Genomic DNA, 21,864 nt, shown 5'->3' on the forward strand with positions numbered 1-21,864 from the left:
AAATAAGGTCGTACATGCTATCTCACTTACGATCACTGCAAGTTAAATTACTTCTGGTATTAATACCTGGAGCATTGATCGCCTTAATAATTTCCTTTGGCTTTTCTGCATACAAAACTTCACAGCAGCTTGAACAGCAGCTACAAGAGAAAAAAGACAGCCTTCAAAGTTTACCCGCCAGTTTAGCGGTACCCCTATGGAATTTTAATACTAAAATCCTGCAAAATATTGTTGGTTCAATGATGCTCGACCCAGATTTGCTGAAAGTCGAAGTACGAGATGAAAGTAATAACATTGTATATGCACAACAGTCTGATGAATTGGAGCATGTGGATATCGCCTTTACCCTAGAAGCCCCAATCATTTATAGCAATGCCCATATCACTCAACAAGCAGGCACAATGGTAATTATGGTTGGTAATACCCGTTTACAAGCCAACCAACAACGCGCTTTAAACGAAACCCTAACCACCTTATTAGTAATGGTTGTAACGCTGCTAACCACCGTATGGTTTATTTACTATAAATTATTAGGCGGACCTATTCAGGCCATACTACAAGCTATAAAAAGCAGCAAAGGCGATGATTTTTTCGCGAAGGTGCAACACACATCTAATGATGAGTTAGGTGAAATTGCCAGTGCGTTTAACGATATGCAAAATAACATTGAAGGGAATCATCTGCGACTGAAAAATAGTGAGTTACGCCTGAGAACCCTATACCACTCAACACCATCGTTAATTTTCAGTTTTGATCAGCAAGGTATGATCAAAGATGCCAGTGATTATTTTCTGCAGAATTTAGGTTATGAACGAAGAGAAATAGTCGGCCATATGTTCAGCCACCTTCTCTATGATCAAAAAGATACAAACCAAATAAAAGACTGTATTCATACTCTGTGGCTGAAAGGTAACTTAACCGAATACCCTATCAATATAAAAACCAAGTCAGGACAAAAAATGGAAGTCCTGATGAATGCAACTCTTTCAGCAAGTGACTCTTATCCAGGAGCATTAGCCGTCATAACCGATGTCACCAGCCTAAATAAAGCTAGGAGCGAACTGGAATATCAAGCAAATACAGACGCTCTATCTGGTATAGCAAATCGGAACCAATTCCAGAAGCATCTACAATCACTTTTTGAAAACCGGCAAGAAAGCCAAACACCTTTTGCACTATTTTTTATAGACTTAGATCATTTTAAGTCGGTCAACGACACCTTCGGTCACCAAGTCGGTGACAAACTAATATGTGCAGCAACTAAACGCATTAGCTCTCAATTACGTAATGATGATCATATCGCTCGATTAGGTGGAGACGAGTTTGCAGTAATATTGCAAAACCTCCAGTCACCAGAAAAAGCTGAAGAAATAGCCAGTCGGATAGTTAGCAAACTGGAAGAAAGCTTCAATTTAGCGGCAAGTGATATCTACATTTCTGCATCAGTAGGTATATCCATGTTCCCTTCCGATGCCGATAATCCAACCAAGTTAGTACAAAATGCAGATATCGCCATGTACCGTGCCAAAGAGGGGGGACGTTGCCGTTATGCCTTTTACACACAAGAGCATAATCAACAAATTCAACAACGGGCTAAGATAGAAGCACTATTACGCAGAGCTATTGATGATCAATTACTGGAACTGCATTACCAGCCTATCTTCAATCTTAAAAATGCCCAAATCACCGGTGCAGAAGCATTACTAAGACTACGAAACGGTACAGAGCTTATCTCCCCAAGCGAGTTTATACCCATTGCCGAAGAAACTGGTTTGATAGTCCCTATCGGAGAATGGTGCATACAACAAGCTTGCCAACAACAGGCCCTATGGCGTGAAAAGTTAAAGCCGAATTTTTACTTATCTGTAAATGTATCCATACAGCAATTTCAATCCAGCCAATTTATCCACTGTATTAAAACTGCAATCGAAGAACATCGAATACCTCCAGCAAATCTTTTAATCGAGATTACTGAAAGCCTGTTACTGCTTGATAACCAGGCGAACCAACGCATATTCAGAGAACTTGGTTCAATTGGTTGTAAAATTGCCATAGATGACTTTGGTACCGGTTTTTCTGCTTTAAGCTATCTGATGAAATTCCCACTAGATATACTTAAAATAGATCGCTCTTTTATCAGCAATTGTACTGATAAAGGAGCATACCGCGGCTTGGTCGAAGCAATTATTCAGATGAGTAAAAGTATGCAGCTAAAGGTCATTGCAGAAGGCATTGAAACTCAAGAGCAATTAAATGCGCTTCGCCAGATAGAAAGTAAAGTGTACGCTCAAGGGTACTACTTTTCTAAACCCCTTAACGTAGAAGAGCTCGAGGAAAAGTGGGCCTCCCTTCAACAGGAGGCCCATGAGAAAATTGTGGTTTCACCTAAACGTTAAGAACGTTTACATTAGCTCTTTAACGGCGACTTAAATACACACCACACTCAAGATGATCGGTATAAGGGAACTGATCAAATATCGCAAAACGTTGTAACTCATGAGTTTGCGTGATGACTTTTAAGTTCTCAGCCAATGTATCGGGGTTACAAGAGATATAAAGAATATTGTCGTACTCTTGAACTTGTTTAACCGTATCATCGTCTAGACCAGAGCGAGGGGGATCAACTAGAACCGTTGTGAAGTTACACTCTTTCAAACCAAGGTCTTTGGTACGTCGTTTCTCTACGGCACCACTTAATACTTGAGAAAACTCTTCTGAGCTAATGCGAACAACATCAACGTTATCGATGTTGTTCTCTTCAATATTAAACTGAGCTGCACGTACAGATGTCTTAGAAATTTCAGTCGCCACAACACGCCGGAAGTTTTGCGCCATAGGCAGCGTAAAGTTGCCGTTACCGCAATATAGCTCAACCATATCTCCACCCGCAGTTTGGGTAGCATCTAATGCCCAGGAGATCATGTGACGACACACTTCGCCGTTTGGTTGAGAAAAACTATTTTCGACCTGCTTGTAGATATAATCTCGGCCGTTAATATCGAGTTTCTCGATTACAAAATCTTGATCTAATAGGATCTTAGTTTTACGCGAGCGACCAATGAGTTGAATGTTATATTTCTCTTTAAGCTCACGCGCAGCTTCCGTCCATGTTTCATCAATAGGACGATGGTAAAGTAGCGTTACCAGTAGCTCGCCGCTTAACGTGCTTAGAAAATCGATCTGAAACAGTTTTCTACGTAACACTTCATTCGGGCGAATATCTTCAAGAAGGTTAAACATCACCTCTTCGATTCGCTTAGACACCATTGGGCAGTGATCTATGCGAATACGGGCATGTTTATTGCCCTTTTCAAACATCACATAGTAAAGGTCATCATCTTCGTGCCAAACACGAAACTCACAACGCATACGATAGTGACTTTTTGGCGATTCAAACACCTCTATCTCTGGCAAATCAAAATCAGCAAACTGTTCAGCAGTTGCTGCTTTTTTAACTGTTAATTGCGCTTGGTACTTTTCGGGTTCAACAACAGAGATAGACATTCATGCCTCAAACAAAGAACTTAAAACAGAGAAAAGGGGGATAAATCCCCCTTATTAAAGATGCGTATTCTAGCAGGATGATAAGTTAGGCAAAACTACTCTTCACCCCTCCGCAACCTGGATGAGAAAATTTATAGCGACTCGCCAATTGCTGCCAATGATTTACTTTATCTTCCAACCCCAAACGCTCCAAATAGTGATAACTCAGACGACTAGAAATCTGACATCCAAGCACGTTGGTCACATTAGGTAAAATAGCGTCCGCAACATGCACAGCGGTTAGTGCCGAAAAATCATCAGATTTGCTAGATGAAGGGAAATGATGAAACAGAACAGTTTCAATGACGGCAGGAGAAATATTCCAAAGCGATAACAAATATGCACCCGCTTCTGTATGGCTGACACCCATACGCATTTTTTCCACAGCATATAGAGGCTGGTTAAGATCTGTCGCCTCCTGCATAACCTTTTGATAGCCTTCTGGATCATGGGTTGCGAAGATCAACATACCAAAATCTTGTAATAGAGCAGCCAAAAATGCTTGATCAGTTACAACTGGTGACGCTTTTACTGTACGACAGATCTCACGTGCTAAGCCGGCAACGAGAACAGAGCGGTCCCGAATATGGTCAAATGCAAAACTACTCCAACGTCCATCCTGAGGAAAATGTTCGAATACCTTGTTAGTTAGCACCAAATCCCGAACTTCACGCACACCAAGCAAAGACACCGCTTCTTGCAGGCTACTTATATTGCGCTCTAAAACAAAACACGCCGAATTAACCAATTGTAAGATTTTGGCAGCCATCGCCATATCTTTTTCGATAATCCCTGCAATTATACGAGCATTACTTTTTGGAGAAGATAAGGCCTCGTTGAGCTCCACATAGATATCAGGCAGAGAAGGTAAAACCTTAACACTCCCCACAAGTTCACGCACTTTATCTTGCCCTAGAATTCGTTGTGCTCTCGCACTCTCAGATATTCCTTCACCTAATTGCGCTGGCTCGATGTCTAAGGGATAAAGTCGATGACAACATTCAGAAAATGCGACTCGTGTAGACATACTCATAGGCTTATAAAGACCCACTCTCATTGAGCCTGGTTGTATATCGATAAGGGTTCTAAGGTGAGCTAATTCATCTTCTGCTTCAAGGCTACCTAGATTCAGCAAGATAATGGCGTAGGTTTCCTTCTGTGCAAATGTAAGCAACTGCTCCCAATCCGGGACCAATGTGACTGCGTAATTTAAAAACCCTTTTAGTTCGCTTAAATAAGCTTCAGCATCCGATTTGTCAGAACAGAGAAACAGAGCCTTATCCAGCTCTGCATTATTTGTATTCATAAAATCACTTTTGGCTGAACACGGGATCTGAACATTAATGACCCTGTGTTCCTAAGAGTTTACACCTCCCTTAACCAACACCGCCTGCTAAAACTCCATCTATCCCTGCAGACCGAACAGTCGATACAGCTTACTTAAGTATGAACATTTTTCCTAATTTTTGTAGGGTTATATTTATTTCAACAACACTGCTTGTAGCCTGATGTTCTAAAGTAGTTCATTGTTAGCAGAAAATTGTTGTTCACAAGTCTATTTTTCAATGCTCCGAGCAGGTAAATCTCCCAGAATTTTCGACTATTCTTAAAAAACACTCCTTCTACAGTTAACAGAACTTTAACTGTTCATAAAATCATCCAAAACGCGTAGAATCTGCGGTCTATTTTTTTAATGATTTTAGGTTTTCAGGCAGATCATGACTGACAGCAAACGCAAAATTCTTGTAACAAGCGCCCTTCCGTATGCTAATGGCCCTATCCATCTTGGTCATTTGGTGGAATATATCCAGACTGATATCTGGGTTCGCTTCCAGAAGCAACGTGGCCATCAATGTACATATGTTTGTGCTGATGATGCTCACGGCACGCCAATTATGCTTAAAGCTGATCAGATGGGTATTTCACCGCAAGAATTGATCGATAAAGTAAGCGAAGAGCACCAGCGTGACTTCTCTGGCTTTATGGTTGGTTTTGATAACTATCACTCTACCCATTCACCTGAAAACCAACATTTCTCCTCGAAGATCTACACGGCTTTACGTGATGGCGGTCATATTGCCAAAAAGACCATCACTCAGGCGTATGACCCAGAAAAAGAGATGTTTCTTCCTGATCGTTTCGTTAAGGGTGATTGCCCTAAGTGCGGCGAACCAGATCAGTATGGCGATTCCTGTGAAAAATGTGGTGCCACCTACAGCCCTGTTGAATTGAAAAATGCATACTCCGCTGTTTCTGGTGCGAAACCAATTGAAAAAGAGTCCGAACACTACTTCTTCAAACTAGGTGATTTCGAATCGTTCTTACGTAACTGGGTAGACAACCACGTTCAGGAACAGATGATTCATAAACTGAATGAGTGGTTCGAGTCCGGCTTACAAAACTGGGATATTTCCCGTGATGCACCTTACTGGGGTTTCGAAATACCAGACGCTCCAGGCAAATACTTCTACGTATGGCTTGATGCACCTATCGGTTACATGGCCAGCTTTAAAAACTGGTGTGATAAGAACGGTGTCGACTTTGATGAGTACTGGTCTGAGTCTTCAGAAACTGAGCTATACCACTTTATCGGCAAAGATATCGCTTACTTCCACACCCTATTCTGGCCAGCAATGCTAGAAGGTGCAGGTTTCCGTAAGCCAACAGGAGTTTTCTGTCACGGATTCTTAACCGTTGATGGTCAAAAGATGTCTAAGTCTCGCGGCACGTTCATCATGGCTGAGACTTACCTTAAGCATCTCCGCCCTGAATACCTGCGTTACTACTTTGCAGCTAAGTTAAGCTCAGGCATCGATGATATCGACCTTAACCTTGAAGACTTCCGTATGCGTGTAAACGCAGACTTGGTCAACAAAGTTATCAACATCGCTTCTCGCTGTGCCGGCTTTATCAAGAAGAAGTTCGATGGTGAAATGGCACCTGCTCTATCTGAGCCTGCGCTATACCAAGAAGCGGTTGCTGCTGGCGAAAGCATTGCCAACGCTTATGAAAATCGCGAATTCGGCAAAGCGATGCGTGAAATTATGGCGCTTGCTGATAAAGCTAACCAATACATCGATAACGCTGAACCTTGGGTACTTGCTAAACAAGAAGGTCAAGAACAAGCGGTTCAAGATTGCTGTTCAATGGGCATCAACTTGTTCCGTGTCATTCTGACTTACCTTGCGCCTGTACTTCCGCAAGTTGCAGAAGAAGCTCAAACTTTCCTTAATGTTGAGAATATGGCGTGGGATGCTATTGAAGCACCTCTACTTAGCCATAAGATCAATAAGTTCAAACCGTTGATGCAGCGTGTAGAAGAAGACAAAGTAAACGTAATTATCGAAGAGACTAAAGAAGTCTTGGCCGCACTTGCTGCTGCGACTGAGCAAAGCGCCAAAGCAGATAAAGGTCCATTAGCTGATGAGCCAATTGCCGATACAATTGAGTTCCCAGACTTTGCTAAAGTCGATCTTCGTGTTGTGCGCATTGCCAAAGCGGAACATGTAAAAGGCGCGAATAAGCTTCTACAGCTCACACTAGATCTAGGCGGTGAAACGCGTAATGTCTTTGCAGGTATTAAGTCCGCATATGCACCTGAAGATCTAGAAGGCAAACTAACCGTGATGGTTGCTAACCTTGCTCCTAGAAAGATGAAGTTCGGTGTTTCCGAAGGTATGGTTCTGGCAGCAGGTCCAGGAGGTGAAGATCTATGGATCCTCAACCCAGACGAAGGCGCACAACCAGGTATGCGCATTAAGTAATTCAATAAGGGGCAGGTTTTCTGCCCCTTTTTCTTTCCGCTCTCAATACGCTTCCTCCGCCCTTTAATCTTCAATCTCTTCAAGCTTTATCACTTCACAACAACTTAGCTACCCAATTTCTTTTTCATTGAAATTAAAGGGTTATATTTCAAAGCAAGAAGGTCTATGCTGTTGGATAAGGTCTTTTGCTAACCATTAAAGATTGGCTAACACACCTTAGATACCGACGATTTTTTTCAGGAGCAAATATGCCGTATAACGAAGAGATCATGCAAGAATTGAATGTATTGAATATGTTTAACCTCGATACAACGCAAGAAGGTATTAAAGTTCACTCCTCCGCTAAACCCGAGATTATTGCTGCTACACAGCGCCTGTTTGATAAAGGTTTAGTCACGCAAACCGATGGTGGATATTTAACACCATTAGGGCACGACGCAGCTGAAAACAGCCAAACGCTATTGACCATACTATTGACCGAAAGTCGCTTATAGTTCACAAAAATAAAGGGCTTTCCGGCCCTTTATCTATTTGTTAATGCCTCAGAGACCAGCATCTGGATGAGTAGCTATAAAGTGCTCCATAACTCTACGTAGCAAAGCTGCATGTTCATCATCACCTTTCCTTTCAGCCTTAGTGATGTCATCCAAAATAATACGCTTAATAAGCTTCTCACCTTGGTGTTCTACCAAATAGTTACCCATCGCCATAGCTATGATAGGGTCAACATGTTCATGCTCAGCAATCGCGTCTACTTCAGATGCAGATAGGCCGCTCATTTCCAAACACTCTTGATAAGTTAACATGGCTAAACACCTCTTCCTCATTGAAACCTAAGTACATTCTTGTACATCCTTGCCTAAAGGTTTTTCTAACCTTGGCACTTTCAGTGTAAATCAAATAGCCAGTTCCGGTATTCGTGAATGAATAAAGATCAAGCAAGGCTGATTGAGATCAAACTATTGCAAAAATTAAACAGCACTCTAATATCCAACTGCAGATAACACTTGAATTAGAAGGCATAAAAATGACCCTAAATGAATTTCTTCAGCAACTGGGTAACAACCCTGAACTTGATTTTGAAGACACTATGCAAGTGATCTCAGATAACTATGAATTTTCGCCGACAGCTTTCTCTAATGGCCATGTTCAGAATGAGGTCGGGCAAAATGAAGGTAGCTGTAAGATCTTTGCATTTGCACAATTAAACAATTTAGACAAAGAACAAACGTTACGCTGCTTCGGCCGTTTTTATCAGGACGTATTAAATACACCCGAAGGCAATGATCATGGAAATATTCGTAACTTTATGAAAACGGGTTGGGAAGGTATTTCATTCAGCGGATCAGCTCTATCATAAAGTTAAAAAAGCACCCCTGAATGGGGTGCTTAATTGGGTTTAAAATTTAAACACAACTATGGATTATCAACATCTAGATTATCATTAGCGAGTAACCCACCCAAATCAGCAGAAATATCGCCATTAATCTCTATTGAGTGGTCCACAGTACCGCCACTATTCGCATCCCCTCCAACATAAACATCTACAGTCGTATTGCCTGTATTAGCATCAAAGGTAGCTTTGAGGTAATCATCGATATTGCCTGAATTGATAACATTAGAACCTGACGGATCAAGTAGATCGGAAAGATCCAACACATCATTTTCAGCATTCGAGTCAACAAGATCGTAGTTAAAGTCAGTGACCACATCTGTGCCGCCATCTGCATCCCCGTCGTTCCATTTGAAGATATCATCACCATCCCCACCCGTGAGGATATCATTACCAAGACCACCAATAAGCGTATCGTTACCGGCACCGCCGTAGACCAAGTCATCCCCCGCTGTACCCAACAGATTATCGTCACCACTAGTACCAACAATGGAGCTTGCTGGAGTGAACGTCACATCAATAGTACCAGATGAAGTATCTCCATCAGCATCAGTTAAGGTAGTTGCGAAACTTTCATCAACAGGGTCACCGGCGTTAGTACTCTGTACCTGAAGGTTATCAAGGGAGAATTTACCATCCGTACCTGCCGTTTCATCGTTCCAGACCTGAATACTGTCATAGCCATCATCCGTAAATGTAGCAACATTATAGCCAACTAAAAGACCGGAAACGCTGACTGTGCCATCGCCATTATCAACAAACGAAATCGACCCAACAGTGCTATTTCCATCACCATCTTCCCAAACAGCAATCGGGGTCATGCTGTCATCTGTTGAATACACTTCTATTCGGTCGACATCATCAATGATGTCATTACTGAGGTCTTGGTCAAAAGGACTTTCTGCATCATAAGTTGCTATTAGGACTGTGGCAGTCGTACCCCCAGAAATCTGATTAATACCAAACCGGAAGCCATTGATTGTAGATTTATCATTAATGACCGGTACATCATCCTTACCTGTTCCGGTGCCTTGAGTATTATTAGAGAACTCACCAAAATCGACTCTTAAGCCATCGCCATCAACGATGAACTGTGAGCCAACCCCTACATCATCGCTATCACTGTTTACAGAGGTTGCTGTACCCAAAGGAGTAAACAGTATTTCCAACGTATCAGCTGTAGTAGATTCAACAATTTTGAAACCAGGGTTACCTGCTTCACCGGTACCACTCAAATCACCAAAACTGGAACCTGAATTATTATCCAAGGTACCAACCATGGTAACTGTGTAATTATCAGATGAATCATCAATACTCACAGTAAATACCGTATTCGCACCACTTACCCCTCCTTCAGTAACAGAAGTTGAAGCTGTAAGAGTTTTGCCATCCTCAGACACGTAGTAGTAAACATCTAAACCACCGGATGTATGTGATGTAATTCCTTCTTGTGATACATCAAAGGTGACATTGGTATCCCCTGAATAGTTATCAGCACCAATACCAGATACAGAGTTTATCGATTCCGTAATGCTATCGGATCCATCATTAAGCAATACGCCACTTGTAGGAGAATAAGAATCAGGAACATCATCGGATACAGCAACATTCACCGTTCCTGTCGCCGTATCACCATCGGTATCGGTTGCGACAACACCTACTGAACCCAGCGCCTGCAGATCATCCGCGGTAAACGTAGGATGGGCCGCAAAGTTATCATTCAACGTCGCGGTCACTGTCGCTGTCGTATCTGTGACTGAAAGATCCAACGTGACGATTGTACTATCTGAGCCATCTTTACCCACTATCTGGGTATCCGATACGCGCTCCCAAGTCAGCACATTCGATAGGGAAGTTAAATCTGAGCTGAAGACTATGGTGTCTATATCATCCGTTCCGGCTGTAAACACAATACTGTCTTCATCGAAGTCATCACCTGCCGGCGTTGAACCGTCTGCCAAATTCTGATCATCCAAGGTCAACGTGATGGCATCCCCTGCACTTGGATCAGTGCCATCACCAACACTGATGGTTTTACCCGCTTCTGAGATATCACCATCCGCATCAGTAATCCGATAGCTAAAGGAGCCATCCACATCCACATCACCGGTATTATCAACACTGTCTGCTGGCGTGAAGCTCCAGCTACCATCGGCGTGGAAGCTATAATCACCTACGCCTGTCACACTAAATCCGTAGGTGCCTCCACCAAGATCACTACCGCTGGTGATCGCTACAAAACCACTGCCCAAATCAACATGGGTCAAGCTCGCACCATCAGCACCTTGGGTATCGTTATCCAGAAGGTTACCGCTATCTCCTGCTCCACCTTCTGTAAGATTAGATGCGGCTACTTCATCTACGGCTGTTGGGACATCATCGGATACAGCAACATTCACCGTTCCTGTCGCCGTATCACCATCGGTATCGGTTGCGACAACACCTACTGAACCCAGCGCCTGCAGATCATCCGCGGTAAACGTAGGATGGGCCGCAAAGTTATCATTCAACGTCGCGGTCACTGTCGCTGTCGTATCTGTGACTGAAAGATCCAACGTGACGATTGTATTATCTGAGCCATCTTTACCCACTATCTGGGTATCCGATACGCGCTCCCAAGTCAGCACATTCGATAGGGAAGTTAAATCTGAGCTGAAGACTATGGTGTCTATATCATCCGTTCCGGCTGTAAACACAATACTGTCTTCATCGAAGTCATCACCTGCCGGCGTTGAACCGTCCGCCAAATTCTGATCATCCAAGGTCAACGTGATGGCATCCCCTGCACTTGGATCAGTGCCATCACCAACACTGATGGTTTTACCCGCTTCTGAGATATCACCATCCGCATCAGTAATCCGATAGCTAAAGGAGCCATCCACATCCACATCACCGGTATTATCAACACTGTCTGCTGGCGTGAAGCTCCAGCTACCATCGGCGTGGAAGCTATAATCACCTACGCCTGTCACACTAAATCCGTAGGTGCCTCCACCAAGATCACTACCGCTGGTGATCGCTACAAAACCACTGCCCAAATCAACATGGGTCAAGCTCGCACCATCAGCACCTTGGGTATCGTTATCCAGAAGGTTACCGCTATCTCCTGCTCCACCTTCTGTAAGATTAGATGCGGCTACTTCATCTACGGCTGTTGGGACATCATCGGATACAGCAACATTCACCGTTCCTGTCGCCGTATCACCATCGGTATCGGTTGCGACAACACCTACTGAACCCAGCGCCTGCAGATCATCCGCGGTAAACGTAGGATGGGCCGCAAAGTTATCATTCAACGTCGCGGTCACTGTCGCTGTCGTATCTGTGACTGAAAGATCCAACGTGACGATTGTATTATCTGAGCCATCTTTACCCACTATCTGGGTATCCGATACGCGCTCCCAAGTCAGCACATTCGATAGGGAAGTTAAATCTGAGCTGAAGACTATGGTGTCTATATCATCCGTTCCGGCTGTAAACACAATACTGTCTTCATCGAAGTCATCACCTGCCGGCGTTGAACCGTCTGCCAAATTCTGATCATCCAAGGTCAACGTGATGGCATCCCCTGCACTTGGATCAGTGCCATCACCAACACTGATGGTTTTACCCGCTTCTGAGATATCACCATCCGCATCAGTAATCCGATAGCTAAAGGAGCCATCCACATCCACATCACCGGTATTATCAACACTGTCTGCTGGCGTGAAGCTCCAGCTACCATCGGCGTGGAAGCTATAATCACCTACGCCTGTCACACTAAATCCGTAGGTGCCTCCACCAAGATCACTACCGCTGGTGATCGCTACAAAACCACTGCCCAAATCAACATGGGTCAAGCTCGCACCATCAGCACCTTGGGTATCGTTATCCAGAAGGTTACCGCTATCTCCTGCTCCACCTTCTGTAAGATTAGATGCGGCTACTTCATCTACGGCTGTTGGGACATCATCGGATACAGCAACATTCACCGTTCCTGTCGCCGTATCACCATCGGTATCGGTTGCGACAACACCTACTGAACCCAGCGCCTGCAGATCATCCGCGGTAAACGTAGGATGGGCCGCAAAGTTATCATTCAACGTCGCGGTCACTGTCGCTGTCGTATCTGTGACTGAAAGATCCAACGTGACGATTGTACTATCTGAGCCATCTTTACCCACTATCTGGGTATCCGATACGCGCTCCCAAGTCAGCACATTCGATAGGGAAGTTAAATCTGAGCTGAAGACTATGGTGTCTATATCATCCGTTCCGGCTGTAAACACAATACTGTCTTCATCGAAGTCATCACCTGCCGGCGTTGAACCGTCTGCCAAATTCTGATCATCCAAGGTCAACGTGATGGCATCCCCTGCACTTGGATCAGTGCCATCACCAACACTGATGGTTTTACCCGCTTCTGAGATATCACCATCCGCATCAGTAATCCGATAGCTAAAGGAGCCATCCACATCCACATCACCGGTATTATCAACACTGTCTGCTGGCGTGAAGCTCCAGCTACCATCGGCGTGGAAGCTATAATCACCTACGCCTGTCACACTAAATCCGTAGGTGCCTCCACCAAGATCACTACCGCTGGTGATCGCTACAAAACCACTGCCCAAATCAACATGGGTCAAGCTCGCACCATCAGCACCTTGGGTATCGTTATCCAGAAGGTTACCGCTATCTCCTGCTCCACCTTCTGTAAGATTAGATGCGGCTACTTCATCTACGGCTGTTGGGACATCATCGGATACAGCAACATTCACCGTTCCTGTCGCCGTATCACCATCGGTATCGGTTGCGACAACACCTACTGAACCCAGCGCCTGCAGATCATCCGCGGTAAACGTAGGATGGGCCGCAAAGTTATCATTCAACGTCGCGGTCACTGTCGCTGTCGTATCTGTGACTGAAAGATCCAACGTGACGATTGTATTATCTGAGCCATCTTTACCCACTATCTGGGTATCCGATACGCGCTCCCAAGTCAGCACATTCGATAGGGAAGTTAAATCTGAGCTGAAGACTATGGTGTCTATATCATCCGTTCCGGCTGTAAACACAATACTGTCTTCATCGAAGTCATCACCTGCCGGCGTTGAACCGTCCGCCAAATTCTGATCATCCAAGGTCAACGTGATGGCATCCCCTGCACTTGGATCAGTGCCATCACCAACACTGATGGTTTTACCCGCTTCTGAGATATCACCATCCGCATCAGTAATCCGATAGCTAAAGGAGCCATCCACATCCACATCACCGGTATTATCAACACTGTCTGCTGGCGTGAAGCTCCAGCTACCATCGGCGTGGAAGCTATAATCACCTACGCCTGTCACACTAAATCCGTAGGTGCCTCCACCAAGATCACTACCGCTGGTGATCGCTACAAAACCACTGCCCAAATCAACATGGGTCAAGCTCGCACCATCAGCACCTTGGGTATCGTTATCCAGAAGGTTACCGCCATCTCCTGCTCCACCTTCTGTAAGATTAGATGCGGCTACTTCATCTACGGCTGTTGGGACATCATCGGATACAGCAACATTCACCGTTCCTGTCGCCGTATCACCATCGGTATCGGTTGCAACAACACCTACTGAACCCAGCGCCTGCAGATCATCCGCGGTAAACGTAGGATGGGCCGCAAAGTTATCATTCAACGTCGCGGTCACTGTCGCTGTCGTATCTGTGACTGAAAGATCCAACGTGACGATTGTATTATCTGAGCCATCTTTACCCACTATCTGGGTATCCGATACGCGCTCCCAAGTCAGCACATTCGATAGGGAAGTTAAATCTGAGCTGAAGACTATGGTGTCTATATCATCCGTTCCGGCTGTAAACACAATACTGTCTTCATCGAAGTCATCACCTGCCGGCGTTGAACCGTCTGCCAAATTCTGATCATCCAAGGTCAACGTGATGGCATCCCCTGCACTTGGATCAGTGCCATCACCAACACTGATGGTTTTACCCGCTTCTGAGATATCACCATCCGCATCAGTAATCCGATAGCTAAAGGAGCCATCCACATCCACATCACCGGTATTATCAACACTGTCTGCTGGCGTGAAGCTCCAGCTACCATCGGCGTGGAAGCTATAATCACCTACGCCTGTCACACTAAATCCGTAGGTGCCTCCACCAAGATCACTACCGCTGGTGATCGCTACAAAACCACTGCCCAAATCAACATGGGTCAAGCTCGCACCATCAGCACCTTGGGTATCGTTATCCAGAAGGTTACCGCTATCTCCTGCTCCACCTTCTGTAAGATTAGATGCGGCTACTTCATCTACGGCTGTTGGGACATCATCGGATACAGCAACATTCACCGTTCCTGTCGCCGTATCACCATCGGTATCGGTTGCGACAACACCTACTGAACCCAGCGCCTGCAGATCATCCGCGGTAAACGTAGGATGGGCCGCAAAGTTATCATTCAACGTCGCGGTCACTGTCGCTGTCGTATCTGTGACTGAAAGATCCAACGTGACGATTGTATTATCTGAGCCATCTTTACCCACTATCTGGGTATCCGATACGCGCTCCCAAGTCAGCACATTCGATAGGGAAGTTAAATCTGAGCTGAAGACTATGGTGTCTATATCATCCGTTCCGGCTGTAAACACAATACTGTCTTCATCGAAGTCATCACCTGCCGGCGTTGAACCGTCCGCCAAATTCTGATCATCCAAGGTCAACGTGATGGCATCCCCTGCACTTGGATCAGTGCCATCACCAACACTGATGGTTTTACCCGCTTCTGAGATATCACCATCCGCATCAGTAATCCGATAGCTAAAGGAGCCATCCACATCCACATCACCGGTATTATCAACACTGTCTGCTGGCGTGAAGCTCCAGCTACCATCGGCGTGGAAGCTATAATCACCTACGCCTGTCACACTAAATCCGTAGGTGCCTCCACCAAGATCACTACCGCTGGTGATCGCTACAAAACCACTGCCCAAATCAACATGGGTCAAGCTCGCACCATCAGCACCTTGGATATCGTTATCCAGAAGGTTACCGCCATCTCCTGCTCCACCTTCTGTAAGATTAGATGCGGCTACTTCATCTACGGCTGTTGGGACATCATCGGATACAGCAACATTCACCGTTCCTGTCGCCGTATCACCATCGGTATCGGTTGCAACAACACCTACTGAACCCAGCGCCTGCAGATCATCCGCGGTAAACGTAGGATGGGCCGCAAAGTTATCATTCAACGTCGCGGTCACTGTCGCTGTCGTATCTGTGACTGAAAGATCCAACGTGACGATTGTATTATCTGAGCCATCTTTACCCACTATCTGGGTATCCGATACGCGCTCCCAAGTCAGCACATTGGATAGGGAAGTTAAATCTGAGCTGAAGACTATGGTGTCTATATCATCCGTTCCGGCTGTAAACACAATACTGTCTTCATCGAAGTCATCACCTGCCGGCGTTGAACCGTCCGCCAAATTCTGATCATCCAAGGTCAACGTGATGGCATCCCCTGCACTTGGATCAGTGCCATCACCAACACTGATGGTTTTACCCGCTTCTGAGATATCACCATCCGCATCAGTAATCCGATAACTAAAGGAGCCATCCACATCCACATCACCGGTATTATCAACACTGTCTGCTGGCGTGAAGCTCCAGCTACCATCGGCGTGGAAGCTATAATCACCTACGCCTGTCACACTAAATCCGTAGGTGCCTCCACCAAGATCACTACCGCTGGTGATCGCTACAAAACCACTGCCCAAATCAACATGGGTCAAGCTCGCACCATCAGCACCTTGGGTATCGTTATCCAGAAGGTTACCGCCATCTCCTGCTCCACCTTCTGTAAGATTAGATGCGGCTACTTCATCTACGGCTGTTGGGACATCATCTACTATATCTATTGTTATGGAGGACTCAGCCGATGTATCTACACCATCAAAAACGGTCATAGTGAAGATATCTTTCTCAACTTCGGTTTTCACTCCATCGTCTATAGCAGGGTCAGTAGTAAATTCACTAGTCAGTTCATATTGATACTCTGCGTCACCAGTCAGATTATCGTATGAAGTAACGGTTAAAGTGCCGTAATCACCGTCAATTTCATAACCGTTGAGATCACCAATAGCTATCACTTCCCCATTAATAGTTATTGATTGGATTTCACTTAAGCCATCTGCATCACTAATAGTGAAAGTGCCATATGCAAATTCAGAATCATCTAATGAACTCGTTCCTGATGCGAGACCTGATTCATTCACTACATCAAGGCTTTGATCAATGCCTAGCTCATTAACTTCTACAACAGGTACCGTATTATCATCATCAACAATAGTAATCGTCGCTGCATTGGAGCCTGGGTCAATTGAAGCCCCAACAGCATCGGTTATAACTACAGCAAAGACACCGTCATCTTCTGGAATATCATCCATTACGATTTCGACTGTCACTGGGAATGTATCTTCACCAGGAGGAATAACAACGGTATTAACTAAGTCGCCATTAAACCAATCATCTGGGTAGTCAGCAGCATCACCACTACTCACCTCAGAGAATGTATATGTGACTTCAACAGGGGAGGTTGAGACTTTATCTAACTTGAGATAGAACGTGACTTCTCGTGTATCGTACCCTTCCTCTAGTGGCGCTGTACCTTCTAGAACCCTTACTCCTTGCGAACTGACTACTACTGGATTATCGGGAGTTGGATCAGGATCAGGATCAGGGTCAGAACCAGGAACAAGCTCAACAACAATACTGACTATAGGCTCTACTGGAGCTGGTAATTCTTCTTCTACAGGGTCCTCAAAGGAATCTTCAATACCTACAGTGTCATAACCCGCGGTAGGGTCAACTTCTTCAGCTGTACGAGTAATATTTACGGTAGAAGAACCTTCATTACCACCATCACCACCTGCTGCAGGCTGACCACCTGCTGCAGTTGCTTCACCTACTTGAGTAGGGTCAACACCGGCTAAAATTGCTGCTTGAATAGCTTCGGCTTCAGCTTCGGCGTCAGCATTTGCTTGATCAAAGAATGTTTCCCCTGCCGCTGCAGCTGCCTCTTCTCTTGCTAGTTCAGCAGCTTCTTCAGCATTCTCAGCGACTTCTGCAGCTAGCGCTGAATCAAGAAATTCAGGGTTTACTACGTACTCACTAGGGTCAATATTCTCAATTACTGAAAAAGTTTCACTCGACACCAACCAAACTTGCCCTGATTCTAATGCAACTGATTCAGCATTATTTACATCTATTTCAATAGAGCCATCTTGTGAAACTTTGATTAAATCATCTTCATAGACAGGATCACCTAAGGCGAGGATTCGCTCCGAACCATCTGGACTTATCGCTACAACCTTACCTGATATTTGAGATACAGAACCTATAACTACACTCATGACCACCACTCCCTTTAAGTATTGTGGTATCCATCAATGCGTACTGAGAACTAGCAAAATATAACAGCCGCCGAAATAAGAATTTTTAAATTCCTATGTATCAACGTAGTAACAGATATTAAATCTGCCTATTGTACCGATGTACAATAGATCAAAAAACAACCAGCAACTTACTGTTTTAAATAGTTTTAAGGTAAGTAATTTTTTACAATATTTAGAATATAAACAAAAAAACGCCGACATAAGCCGGCGTTTTTTAATGTACATATTAAGCTTACGCAAGACTGTCGTCGGCAACCTTATACTTAGGATCTTCAATCACATTAACTTCAACCAGACTACCCGCTTTTTTCATTAGCGCACGGCATTCTGGGCTTAGGTGACGTAGGTGAAGTTCTTTACCTGCTTTTTCATAACGCTCAGCTAAGGAATCAATTGCTTCGATACCTGAGTGATCCATAACTCGGCAATTAGCAAAATCGACGATTACCTCAGGTGGATCCATTTTTGGATTAAACTGATCTCGGAATGTCTGAATTGATGCAAAGAATAGCGGGCCGTTAGGCAGATAAACCTTTGTGTCGTACTCTTCACGTACTTCAAATGCCATGTTACTTGCGTGTTTCCAAGCAAATACTAGTGCAGAAATAATCACACCAACAATTACCGCAACCGCTAGGTCCTGCCAAACAGTTACGCCTGTTACCGCGATCACAACGATCAAGTCAGAACGAGGAATCTTGCCCCATAGACGCAAACTCGCCCACTCAAAGGTACCGATTACAACGATAAACATAACGCCGACAAGCGCTGCTACCGGAATAATTTCGATCAAGCTTGAGCCAACCAAAATAAATGCCAATAGGAATAATGCCGCGGAGATACCCGAAGCACGGCCTAAACCACCCGAGTTGATGTTAATCATACTCTGACCGATCATGGCACAACCGCCCATACCACCAAAGAAACCAGTTGCTACGTTAGCAACACCTTGGCCAATACACTCTTTGTTACCACGACCACGCGTTTCTGTAATCTCGTCGATCAAAGTCAAGGTTAGTAGAGACTCAATCAGACCGATTGCAGCTAAGATCAAAGCGTAAGGAACGATAATCTTAAGGGTTTCCAAATTGATCGGAACCATAGGGATATGGAACTCAGGGAAGCCACCCGCGATGGTTGCAGCTGGGTTACCCGTCATATCAGCAAGTACATCTTGTACCGTACGGGCATCTAGATCCAAGCCAATAACCAACAGTGTAACTGTGACAATCGCAGCAAGCGAGGAAGGAATAATTCGAGTAATCTTAGGCAAGAAGTGAATTATTGCCATAGTCAGGGCAATCAATCCCAGCATTAACATCATCTGCTCACCCTGCAACCACTGCAGATTACCTTCAGCATCGGTGAACTGGAACTGTTTCATCTGAGCAAGGAAAATAACAATTGCTAAGCCATTTACAAAACCCAGCATTACCGGATGAGGAACCAAGCGGATAAACTTACCCAAGCGGAAGATTCCAGCCAGAATCTGGAAGATCCCCATAAGCACGACTGTGGCAAAGAGATATTCAACCCCATGCATTGCCACAAGGCTCACCATTACTACCGCCAAAGCGCCAGTAGCCCCAGAAATCATACCTGGTCGACCACCAATAGTGGCAGTAATCAGTCCGACCATAAACGCTGCATATAAGCCAACTAATGGCTCAACACCAGCTACAAACGCAAAAGCTACAGCTTCAGGTACCAGCGCCAAAGCCACTGTCAAACCTGAAAGTAGGTCGCTTTTTAGCGATTGTGTCTTAGACACAAGCAATTGGATCATTTATCACCTCGGGTAGACACTGGTTCTTTTTTGACCAGACCGTGTAAAAGCGCGCGAGTATAGCAAAAGCAATGGCTAATTTCAGGGATCAGGGGCGAATAATCCCTAATAGTTTCTTTCTCAATAAAGAAATGTTCGCAGATGCAATATCACCCGCCAATTTGGAAAGTTCCGGAAGATCTTTAACCTCTTGAATATCAATCAATTCAGACAGGTTTTTCCAAGCATAAGGCAAATTATCGCAATGCGACATCATGCCGCCATCTTTATCTATCGCCAGATACCTTACTCGACCAATGCCAGCAGCGAGTATTCGGGCACAGCACATAGGGCAAGGTTCTAAGGATGTCAGTAACATTAAACCTGATCTAGCGGAATAATCAGGATATAGTAGTTCAAACTCATCGATCACACACATCTCAGCATGGGCAGAAGAGTTAAAGCCATTAGAGAAAACCTGATTTCCAGCTTCTGCCAAAATATCGCCTTCTCGACTGATCAGTAGAGCCCCAACACCATAGTTACCTTTGTCAGTGGCATCCATAGCTAATTGGCAACAACGTAACGCCCAACCTTCTATGCCACATCTGTATTCATGGCTATAAGTAGCTAAACGTACCCTTAAATTATCGATGCTTACTTCACTATCAGACATATCGCCCCTAGGCATATCCATCTACTGAATAATGTTGCCTAGTATGGATTAAATTAAAGCAAAAGGTCTAATTACGAAAAGTCGAGAAGATTTAATTGCTTAGGTTGCTGATCTAGTAGAGGTTTTAATTTATAACCGACACCGAGTAATCGCACAGGTCGCCCTCCCCGATTAAATGCATCAATCAGTAGTTGGCGAAAATGAGCTAAATCCGGGATTGCGACGGCATGCTCCGCCGTAGTTTGGATGAAATCAAAAAATTTAACTTTAACAATCACGCCTGTGATTTGTTTATCCTTGCCGTGCTTTGCAAACCTTTCAGCTAACTCCTCTAATAAGGTCGGTAGCTTTTCTAAGCAAGCTTCTACATCACCTAGATCATTTGCATAAGTATGCTCAACACTGATCGATTTTCTTATACGGCTGGTCTGCACAGGCCTATCATCAATACCTCTAGCTAGCTCAAACAAACGCTTTCCAAACTTTCCAAAGCGCTCAACCAACTCAGCCAATGAACGTTTTCGAAGATCCAAACAGGTAGAAATACCCATCGACCCGAGTTTCTCTGCAGTTTTCTTGCCTACACCGGAAATTTTATCTACCGATAAGTCATCTAGAAATGCTGTGATTTGAGCAGGTTTGACAACATATAAACCATCAGGCTTATTCCAATCACTGGCAATTTTGGCAATAAATTTATTCGGGGCAACGCCTGCAGAGATAGTAATACCTACTGTTTCTTTCACCCTCTGGCGGATCTCTTCCGCAATATAAGTCGCACTTCCCTGGCAAAGATCAGTTCCCGTCACATCTAAGAAAGCCTCATCAAGAGATAACGGTTCAATGATATCGGTATAGTCTCGAAAGATATCCATAATCTGTCGAGAAGCTTCGCGGTACTTATCCATGTTGCCATGTATGACGGTGAGATCAGGGCACAACTTAAGGGCCTGAGCGGTCGCCATAGCCGAGCGCACTCCATATTCACGGGCGGGATAATTACAGGTTGCGATGACTCCACGACGAGAGGGATCACCGCCAATCGCCATAGGTATTTGCTTTAGTGCTGGGTTATCTCTCATCTCAACCGCAGCAAAAAAGCAATCACAGTCACAATGAATGATTTTTCGTTGCATAAAAACAAATACTGTTTATTTATACAGTTATATTATTTTCATTTGATCGAAAAATCAAAATTCTTTGCTAAGCTGAAGATTAAAGGCTTTAGGAATTCTGGGTAGCTCTCTCTCTTCCTCTATTCAACTACCCAGAATTCCTCCTTAAACTAAACC

11 protein-coding genes are annotated in these 21,864 nt (G+C 44.5%); 4 read left to right on the forward strand and 7 right to left on the reverse strand.

Annotated elements, in window-relative coordinates:
* The first annotated feature begins 14 nt into the window (after nt 1-14).
* The gene (locus tag ACMXYT_RS11910; protein ID WP_415898851.1) at nt 15-2,396 is read left to right on the forward strand and encodes an EAL domain-containing protein; all 2,382 of its coding nucleotides are present in this window, start codon (nt 15-17) and stop codon (nt 2,394-2,396) included.
* Nucleotides 2,397-2,415: 19 nt separating this feature from the next.
* Here ACMXYT_RS11910 and trmA read toward each other — a convergent pair whose 3' ends face one another.
* Nucleotides 2,416-3,504, reverse strand: coding sequence for a tRNA (uridine(54)-C5)-methyltransferase TrmA (gene trmA / locus ACMXYT_RS11915; RefSeq protein WP_415911468.1), 1,089 nt, complete (start codon nt 3,502-3,504; stop codon nt 2,416-2,418).
* A gap of 85 nt (nt 3,505-3,589) precedes the next feature.
* Nucleotides 3,590-4,849, reverse strand: a complete 1,260-nt coding sequence (locus ACMXYT_RS11920; protein ID WP_415911469.1) for an HDOD domain-containing protein — start codon at nt 4,847-4,849, stop codon at nt 3,590-3,592.
* Between the two features lie 412 nt (nt 4,850-5,261).
* Between ACMXYT_RS11920 and metG the strand changes: the two genes are divergently transcribed.
* Together metG and ACMXYT_RS11930 are read left to right on the forward strand one after the other, a co-directional pair.
* Nucleotides 5,262-7,307 (forward strand): methionine--tRNA ligase, encoded by a 2,046-nt coding sequence (gene metG / locus ACMXYT_RS11925; RefSeq protein ID WP_415911470.1) that lies wholly within the window; start codon nt 5,262-5,264, stop codon nt 7,305-7,307.
* 248 nt (nt 7,308-7,555) lie between these two features.
* Entirely contained in the window at nt 7,556-7,801 is a 246-nt protein-coding gene (locus ACMXYT_RS11930) for a TIGR02647 family protein (protein ID WP_415881899.1), read from the forward strand.
* A gap of 48 nt (nt 7,802-7,849) precedes the next feature.
* Here the strand turns inward: ACMXYT_RS11930 and ACMXYT_RS11935 are convergent, their stop codons facing one another.
* A complete protein-coding gene (locus tag ACMXYT_RS11935; protein ID WP_415885375.1) occupies nt 7,850-8,113 on the reverse strand; it encodes a hypothetical protein in 264 nt (87 codons plus the stop codon).
* A 221-nt stretch (nt 8,114-8,334) separates the two neighbouring features.
* On the opposite strand from ACMXYT_RS11935, the gene ACMXYT_RS11940 reads away from it, so the two are divergent.
* Nucleotides 8,335-8,667, forward strand: a complete 333-nt coding sequence (locus ACMXYT_RS11940) for a HopJ type III effector protein (protein WP_415911471.1) — start codon at nt 8,335-8,337, stop codon at nt 8,665-8,667.
* 56 nt (nt 8,668-8,723) lie between these two features.
* Here the strand turns inward: ACMXYT_RS11940 and ACMXYT_RS11945 are convergent, their stop codons facing one another.
* From ACMXYT_RS11945 to dinB, 4 genes are all read right to left on the reverse strand, one after another.
* Nucleotides 8,724-18,089, reverse strand: coding sequence for a retention module-containing protein (locus tag ACMXYT_RS11945; RefSeq protein ID WP_415911472.1), 9,366 nt, complete (start codon nt 18,087-18,089; stop codon nt 8,724-8,726).
* 274 nt (nt 18,090-18,363) lie between these two features.
* Nucleotides 18,364-19,917, reverse strand: coding sequence for a SulP family inorganic anion transporter (locus ACMXYT_RS11950; RefSeq protein WP_415898857.1), 1,554 nt, complete (start codon nt 19,915-19,917; stop codon nt 18,364-18,366).
* Between the two features lie 88 nt (nt 19,918-20,005).
* On the reverse strand, nt 20,006-20,572 hold the full coding sequence (locus ACMXYT_RS11955; RefSeq protein WP_415911473.1) for a nucleoside deaminase: 567 nt from the start codon (nt 20,570-20,572) through the stop codon (nt 20,006-20,008).
* Between the two features lie 71 nt (nt 20,573-20,643).
* Nucleotides 20,644-21,708 (reverse strand): DNA polymerase IV, encoded by a 1,065-nt coding sequence (dinB, locus tag ACMXYT_RS11960; RefSeq protein WP_415911474.1) that lies wholly within the window; start codon nt 21,706-21,708, stop codon nt 20,644-20,646.
* Nucleotides 21,709-21,864 lie beyond the last annotated feature (156 nt).

The organism is Neptuniibacter sp. QD37_11 (genome assembly GCF_047778105.1).
Lineage (GTDB): Bacteria > Pseudomonadota > Gammaproteobacteria > Pseudomonadales > Balneatricaceae > Neptuniibacter.